Annotated in this window: 1 protein-coding gene; it reads left to right on the plus strand. The window is 47.4% G+C overall.

What is annotated here, in order from left to right:
• A partial coding sequence (locus tag QUB44_RS14555) for a Calx-beta domain-containing protein (RefSeq protein WP_333368632.1) occupies positions 1-720 on the plus strand: 720 nt, incomplete at both ends.

A 720-nucleotide genomic window follows, 5' to 3' on the forward strand; every position in this document is an offset into this window, starting at 1 on the left:
AGTTTTAGCCAACGACATCGACTCGGACGGTGATGTATTGACGGCAACTAAAGTCACAAATCCCAACAATGGCGCTCTCACATTCAATACTGATGGTTCGTTTACTTATACTCCCAATCCGGGTTTTGTGGGAATAGATAGCTTTACTTATAGTGTCAGTGACGGGGTTGCTACCATCCCAGAAATTGTGGCAAATATTAATGTCACAAGTGCCGGAAACTTTAACTTCAGCAACCCCAATTACAGCGTTAATGAAAACGGTCAATTTGCCACAATTACTGTTACCCGCACTGATGCTACTAATTTGGCTGCGGCTGTCAGTTACAGTACAAGTAATGGAACCGCTAATGCTGGTAGTGACTATAACCAGACATCAGGAACTTTAAACTTTGGCATTGGCGAAACTGCTCAAACTTTCACGATTCCCATTGTTGATGATTCAGAGATAGAAGAGAATGAAACTGTTAATTTAACTCTGAACAATCCCACTAATGGAGCCGATTTAGGAGCGATTTCTAGTGCTGTTTTAATAATTGTAGATACTACTCCGACTCCGATGCCGACGCCTGCGGAAACTCCGACGCCAACTCCGACGCCGACGCCTGCGGAAACTCCGACGCCAACTCCGACGCCAACTCCGACTCCGACGCCTGCGGAAACTCCGACGCCAACTCCGACGCCAACTCCGACTCCGACGCCTGCGGAAACTCCGACGCCAAC

The organism is Microcoleus sp. AT3-D2 (genome assembly GCF_036705715.1).
Lineage (GTDB): Bacteria > Cyanobacteriota > Cyanobacteriia > Cyanobacteriales > Microcoleaceae > Microcoleus.